This window comes from Pseudomonas sp. MD195_PC81_125 (assembly GCF_014060985.1).
Taxonomy (GTDB): domain Bacteria; phylum Pseudomonadota; class Gammaproteobacteria; order Pseudomonadales; family Pseudomonadaceae; genus Aquipseudomonas; species Aquipseudomonas parakoreensis.
Genome location: NZ_JABULD010000641.1, coordinates 1 through 6,829 on the forward strand (window position 1 = coordinate 1; position 6,829 = coordinate 6,829).

The window sequence follows — 6,829 nt, forward strand, 5'->3', positions numbered from 1 at the left end:
CTTCTCGAGCGGTTTCGGTTTTTCGATCGGCTTGGGTTTCTCCACCGGTTTCGGCGGTGGCTTGACCGCGTCTTCGTCCTCCACCGGTTGTTCCGGTTCCGGAGGTGGAGGGGCGGCGGTGGCGGAGGTGGTTCCGGTGTGGGCGGTGCCGGTGGCGTCGGGCTGGTCAGCTCGACGGTCATTTCCGGAATCTGCGGCGGCGTCGGCAGGGGCTCGGGCCGGGTCTGCTGGAAAAACCACCAGGCACCGCCGTGTATCAGTGCCGATACCGCCACCAGCAACAGCATCTGCTGCTTGTTCAACCCGCCGGGCTGCGAAGTGTTGGCCGTGAAGGCCGGTCTGCCCGGTGGTGGCGGGACTGGCGCGTCCCGTAACGGCCCCGGCAGGGTTCTGTGCTTTACCGCATCGTTCATTAAAGCTCCCTCGGGTTGATGAAGGGCAATAAGGTGCCGTCCGAACATTTCGTTGATGTTCGAGTGGGTGGGTGTAACTTTCTTTTGGGTGTACGCAAGCCGATAGTTGAACTATCTATTGAATAGGCTTGTGCAGGCTTACTGCTTAACGCCAATGACTTCGTTTGTTCATTCGCCATTCCCTGGTGTTGTTCTGTATCGGTATGGATTGTTTCAATGGTCGTGATTCATTTTGCAACCGCTGTGCCAAATATTGCTGAAATGTAGCGCGGTTATTTCATGGCTGTTACCCATGTCGCATTTATATAAATTTTACAGACGGTCCCCATTTTATTTAGTGCATGACTGTCCGCGGCCCCGAACGCCGGGGCTTTTTTGCAGGCGAGTCAGACCGGGCGCCGTATCGGCCGGATTAGCCAGATAGAGCCGCTGAGCTCGGGTCCTCCAGGGCGCTTGATGGTGCGCGACGGACTGATTTGGTGCGGGTCAATGTTTTAGCGGGTCACGGCGCATGTTCCTTGTTTTTGTTTAAATGAAATCAGTATTCCGGATCTGCGTTAGTTGCGTGTGCAGGAACGCTTTTGGTGCAATTAAAAAATCAATTGAAGTTATTGTTCGACAATTTGGCAGTCGCTGATTAACTCAGTGCTGGCTCAACAACTTCATGGGTCTTATTTAAAAAATAAATACCACGCTGCCGTCGGTGCATTATTCAGCGCCAGCAGAGTGGTCGGTTATCAGGTTCAGGTAATGACGTAAATGCGCGGGTGGCCGGTGCTGTTCAGGTGAACTCGACATTGCGCGGATGGGTATAAACAGGCCGTGAAACGGCAGAACGATTGAAGATTCACGCAGTGACCTCCTTGTTGCCAGTTCGGATACGCGAACTTTTGGTCCGGTATCGCACCTTACAAGAACGCGGATAGCGTTCGATGATTGCTCTTGGTGCGGGATGGGCACCGCCAGCGCAGTTTTGCGGGGTTTGAATTCGCAAGTCGCGAATGCATGGGAAAAACGTGCCAAAGCCGATACACCCGCTATAAATAGGGCTACACAGATCCGTCGAGATCGAGGAGGGGGCATGTATCAACTGTACGGACATCGCAATTCGGGTGCTGCAGCCATCGAAGCAGCGCTGGAGTTATGCCAGATCGCCTATCGCTTCATCGATATCGAAGCTTCGAGCGAGGCGGCCGAAGCCCTGGCGCGCCTCAATCCACTGAAACAGGTGCCGACCCTGCAGTTGCCCGATGGCAGTGCGATCACCGAGAGTGTGGCGATTCTGATTCATCTGGGCCTGAGTTTTCCCGAGTCCGGTCTGTTGCCGGCCAAGGCGGCTGATCGCGATCAGGCGATTCGCGGCATGGTCTACATCGCGAGCAATTGCTATGCAGCCATCGGCGTCATCGATTACCCAGAGCGCTGGCTGGTGATGCCGGACGAAGCCTCACGACAGAATCTGATGGCCGGTGCCCGCGAGCGCTTGCACTGGAGTTGGGAAGTATTTGCCGATCAGTTTTCCGCCGAGTTGTACCTGGACGATGAGACGCCCGGCGCCCTAGATGTGCTGGCAGCGGTGGTGACGCGCTGGTCGGGGAGTCGCGAGCACCTGCGCCAGACCCGCCCCGGGTTCTACGCATGGTTGCAGCGCATTGACCGGCACCCGGTGCTGGCGCCTGTCTTCGCCCGGCATTGGCCGGTTTGACCACCACAAGATCCTGTAGTGAGGGGATTTATCTCCGATGTGGCACGAAGCACCCCCAAAAAAGCTGGGACCGCTACGCAGTCCATCGGGGATAAATCCCCTCACCACAGGGCTCACTCCTAAAGGAGGGAGGGATTTATTCCCCGCGAATGTACTGCTCCAGCTGCTTGATCAGCTCGGCCTGTTCGGCAATCGCCTCTTTCACCAGGTCGCCGATCGACAGCAGGCCGATCAGCTTGCCGTTCTCCACCACCGGCAAGTGGCGCAGGCGTTTGTCGGACATGATGCCCAGGCAGGTGTCGACGGTCTGGTGGGTGTCCACGGTGATGACGTCCTTGACCATGATGTCGCGCACCGGTGTGCCCACTGACGAGCGCCCGTGCAGCACCAGTTTGCGCGCGTAATCACGCTCACTGATGATGCCGACCACTTTGTCATCTTCCATCACCACCAAGGCCCCGACGTTTTTCTCGGCCATTTTCATCAGCGCTTCGAGCACCATGTGACCGGGATCGATATGGTGCACTTCCTGATTTTTCTGATCTTTGAGCTTGAGCAGTTGGGCGACGGTCTTCATGGTGGTTACTCAGGTGTTGTCGTTGTTCTCCAAGCATCGTAGACGCTGGCGCGCAGGGCAAGGTGGCAAAGCGGCAGATAGCACGCAAAAAACGTCATTTGCCGAAAATACCTACCCCTGAGCCTGCGCGAAGGGAAACCTTGTGGTGAGGGGATTTATCCCCGATGGGCTGCGAAGTAGCCCCAAACTCATGAAGCCGGATTTTTCTGACACATATCACTGGATGGTTTTGGGCCCGCTACGCAGGCCATCGGGGATGAATCCCCTCGCCACAGGGTATGGGGTTATCCCCTGAATGGCAGCGTAGAATGCCCCTCTGATTCAATTCCTGAGGTTGCAGTGGTGGATTTACAGCAGGGCTTCGTCCTGACCCGGCATTGGCGCGACACCCCGGCCGGCACCGAAGTCGAGTTCTGGCTGGCGACCGACGCCGGACCGCGCCGTGTGCGTCTGGCGCCGCAGACGTCAGTGGCGTTTATCCCCGCTGCACAACGCGAAGCAGCCGAACGTCTGCTGCACGATGAAAAGAATGTCGAGCTGCGCCCGCTGGCCCTGCAGGATTTCGAGCATCGCCCGGTGCTGGGCCTGTATTGCCAGCAACACGGTCAATTGATGCGCCTGGAAACCGCGCTCAACCGCGCCGGGGTCGACGTCTTTGAAGCCGACGTGCGCCCGCCGGAACGCTACCTGATGGAGCGCTTCATCACCGCGCCGGTGCTGTTCAGTGGCAGTGCCGATGACGACGGCATCTTGCTCAATGCCCAACTGAAACCCGACCCCAACTACCGACCGCAACTGCGTCTGGTATCGCTGGACATCGAAACTACCGAAACCGGCGAGCTGTATTCCATTGCCCTGGAAGGCTGCGGCCAGCGTCAGGTGTACATGCTCGGCGCACCGAACGGTGATGCGAGCATTGTCGACTTCGATCTCGAATACTGCGACTCACGCACGCTGATCCTGAAAAAGCTCAACGACTGGTTCGCTCTCCACGACCCCGACGCGATCATCGGCTGGAACGTCGTGCAGTTCGACCTGCGCGTCCTCCACGAACACGCGCGGCGCCTCGGCGTGCCGCTGAAAATCGGCCGTGGCGGTGAAGAGATGCAATGGCGCGAACACGGCAGTCGCACGCATTTCTTTGCTTCGGCAGCGGGGCGGCTGATCATCGATGGCATTGAATCGCTGCGTTCGGCGACCTGGAGTTTCCCTTCGTTCAGCCTGGAAAACGTCGCCCAGACCCTGCTTGGCGAGGGCAAGGCGATCGACAACCCATACCAGCGCATGGACGAAATCAACCGCATGTTCGCCGAGGACAAACCGGCGCTGGCCAAGTACAACCTCAAGGACTGCGAACTGGTCACGCGGATCTTCGCCAAAACCGAACTGCTGACGTTTTTGCTCGAGCGCGCCAGCGTCACTGGCCTGCCGGCGGACCGCAGCGGCGGCTCGGTAGCGGCGTTCACCCATTTGTACATGCCGCTGATGCATCGTCAGGGTTTCGTTGCGCCAAACCTGGGCACCAATCCGCCACAGGCCAGCCCCGGCGGCTTCGTCATGGACTCGCAGCCGGGGCTGTACGAGTCGGTACTGGTGCTCGATTACAAGAGCCTGTACCCGTCGATCATCCGCACCTTTCTGATCGACCCGGTGGGGCTGATCGAAGGTTTGCAGCACCCGGACGATGCCGATTCGGTTCCGGGTTTTCGCGGCGCGCGTTTCTCGCGCACCCGACATTGCCTGCCGTCGATTGTCGCGCGCGTCGCCGAAGGTCGCGAGACCGCCAAACGCGAGCACAACGCGCCACTGTCGCAGGCGCTGAAGATCATCATGAACGCGTTCTACGGCGTGCTCGGTTCCAGCGGCTGCCGGTTTTTCGATACGCGGCTGGCGTCGTCGATTACCTTGCGCGGCCACGAGATCATGCTGCGCACCCGTCAACTGATCGAAGCGCAGGGCCATGCGGTGATCTATGGCGACACCGACTCAACTTTCGTCTGGCTGCGTCGCGCGCACGGTCAGGAGGAGGCGGCGCAGATCGGCCAAGCGCTGGTCAAGCACGTCAACGACTGGTGGCGCGAGCACGTGCGGGAAGCATACGGCCTGCAAAGCGCCCTCGAATTGCAGTACGAAACCCACTACAAACGCTTTCTGATGCCGACCATTCGCGGCGCCGAGGAGGGCAGCAAGAAGCGCTACGCCGGACTGGTGACCCGCGCCGACGGCAGTGAAGAAATGGTCTACAAAGGCCTGGAAACCGTGCGCACCGACTGGTCGCTGCTGGCCCGGCAATTTCAGCAGGAGCTCTACGAACGGATCTTCCAGCGCAGGCCGTATCAGGATTACGTGCGTGATTACGTGCGCAAGACTCTGGCTGGCGAGTTCGATGAACGACTGGTCTACCGCAAGCGCCTGCGCCGCACCCTCGACGACTACGAACGCAACGTGCCGCCGCACGTGCGGGCGGCGCGGCTGGCCGATGATTACAACGCGCAGCAGGGTCGCCCACGGCAGTACCAGAATGGCGGCTGGATCAGTTACGTCATCACTCTCGCCGGGCCGGAACCGCTGGAAGTGCGCCGCGCCGCCATCGACTACGACCACTACATCACTCGCCAGCTGCAACCGGTGGCGGATGCGATTCTGCCGTTCGTCGATGACGATTTTTCAACCCTGATCGGGGGGCAACTGGGCCTGTTTTGAGTCCAGTAGCTGCAACGTCCATTCGTCAAGGATGCCATGGAAGTAGCGCTCCAGTGCCTGAGCGAACGGGCAGTCGTCGGCGCTGAACTGCGCAAACAGGGTCATCGAGGAGTGGAATTTCAGGTCGTCGGGGTGGCCGAAAATCTCGGCTATCGAGCGCTGACGGATGTTCAGCACCAGTTGCGTGCAGGTGCGCAGCCGTGCGCCAAGCAGGTCGTGGGCCAGATAGGCCTGCGCCTCTTCGGCGGATTGAATGGCGTAACGCCGGGACATCTCGCTGCCACCCAGCCCGGCGAACTGCGGGAACACAAACCACATCCAGTGACTGCGTTTGCGCCCTTCATCGAGTTCGCGCTGAACCCGTTCGAACACCGGGTCCTGCGCCTGGACGAAACGCTGCAGATTGAACGGATCGTACTGATCAGTGCTTCTCATGACGAAGCCCTCGCCAACGGCCAGCGACTCAGACCATCGCCAGCCGTTGCTTGCGTTGTGGCGCTTTGAATACCTGATCCAGCGCCGCCAGATCCCCGGCATCCAGTTGCAACTGCGCCGCTTGTGCATTGAGTTGCACGTGTTCCGGTCGCACAGCCTTGGGAATCGCAATCACACCATCCTGACGCAGAATCCACGCCAGTGAAACCTGTGCCGGGGTTACCTTGTGACGAGTGGCAATCGTGTTCAGCACCGGTTCAGCCAGCATCGCACCGCCCTGACCGATCGGGCAGTACGCCATCAATGGCATGCGTTGCTGCTGGCACCATGGCAGCAGATCGAATTCGACGCCGCGCTCTTCCAGGTTGTACAGCACCTGATTGGTCGCACAGGCCGGGGAAGACAATTCTTCGAGATCATCGACATCAAAATTCGACACGCCCCAACGGCCAATCTTGCCGTCCTCGCGCAGGCGTTCGAAGGCTTCGACGGTTTCTTCCAGCGGATACTGGCCGCGCCAATGCAGCAGATAGAGGTCGATGTAATCGGTGCCGAGCCGGCGCAGACTGCGTTCGCAGGCTTGCGGGATACCTTTGCGGCTGGCGTTGTGCGGATAGACCTTGCTCACCAGAAACACCTGATCGCGCAGGCCCGCGATGGCTTCGCCGACGACAGCTTCGGCACCGCCTTCGGCGTACATTTCTGCGGTGTCGATAAGGGTCATGCCCAGTTCGATGCCTTGGCGCAGCGCGGACACTTCACGCGAGTGCGCCGAGCGGTCTTCGCCCATGCGCCAGGTGCCTTGGCCGATCACTGGAACCTGCACGCCTGCCAGTTCAAGGGTACGCATTCAAACCTCCTGTGCTGATGGTCATACCTTAGTGGGCAGCAGGATAGCGCAGGGGTTCCAATGGCCTCCAGAAAGGAGTGGATCGGGGTTGTGGCGAGGGGATTTATCCCCGATGGGCGCGCAGCGCCCCCCAAGAAGCAGGGTTG

5 protein-coding genes and 1 pseudogene are annotated in these 6,829 nt (G+C 59.6%); 2 read left to right on the top strand and 4 right to left on the bottom strand.

Annotated features, from left to right (window positions below; all coding sequences use genetic code 11):
- Positions 1 to 413 (bottom strand): annotated as a pseudogene (locus HT737_RS25410) (energy transducer TonB); the annotation flags it as partial.
- Positions 414 to 1,494: 1,081 nt separating this feature from the next.
- Between HT737_RS25410 and HT737_RS25415 the strand changes: the two are divergent.
- A complete protein-coding gene (locus tag HT737_RS25415) occupies positions 1,495 to 2,118 on the top strand; it encodes a glutathione S-transferase N-terminal domain-containing protein (protein ID WP_047291518.1) in 624 nt (207 codons plus the stop codon).
- 136 nt (positions 2,119 to 2,254) lie between these two features.
- Here the strand turns inward: HT737_RS25415 and HT737_RS25420 are convergent, their stop codons facing one another.
- Positions 2,255 to 2,695, bottom strand: a complete 441-nt coding sequence (locus HT737_RS25420) for a CBS domain-containing protein (protein WP_027613875.1) — start codon at positions 2,693 to 2,695, stop codon at positions 2,255 to 2,257.
- 342 nt (positions 2,696 to 3,037) lie between these two features.
- Here HT737_RS25420 and HT737_RS25425 point away from each other — a divergent pair, with 342 nt between their 5' ends.
- Positions 3,038 to 5,398, top strand: a complete 2,361-nt coding sequence (locus HT737_RS25425; protein WP_182404236.1) for a DNA polymerase II — start codon at positions 3,038 to 3,040, stop codon at positions 5,396 to 5,398.
- Here the strand turns inward: HT737_RS25425 and HT737_RS25430 are convergent.
- Positions 5,363 to 5,833: a DUF1810 domain-containing protein gene (locus tag HT737_RS25430; protein WP_095667002.1), complete on the bottom strand. Its 471-nt coding sequence runs from the start codon at positions 5,831 to 5,833 to the stop codon at positions 5,363 to 5,365. The two genes, HT737_RS25425 and HT737_RS25430, sit on opposite strands and share 36 nt — an antisense overlap.
- Before the next feature lie 28 nt (positions 5,834 to 5,861).
- Positions 5,862 to 6,683 carry an aldo/keto reductase gene (locus HT737_RS25435; protein ID WP_182404237.1) on the bottom strand — a complete coding sequence of 274 codons (822 nt, stop codon included), beginning with the start codon at positions 6,681 to 6,683 and terminating at the stop codon, positions 5,862 to 5,864.
- Positions 6,684 to 6,829 lie beyond the last annotated feature (146 nt).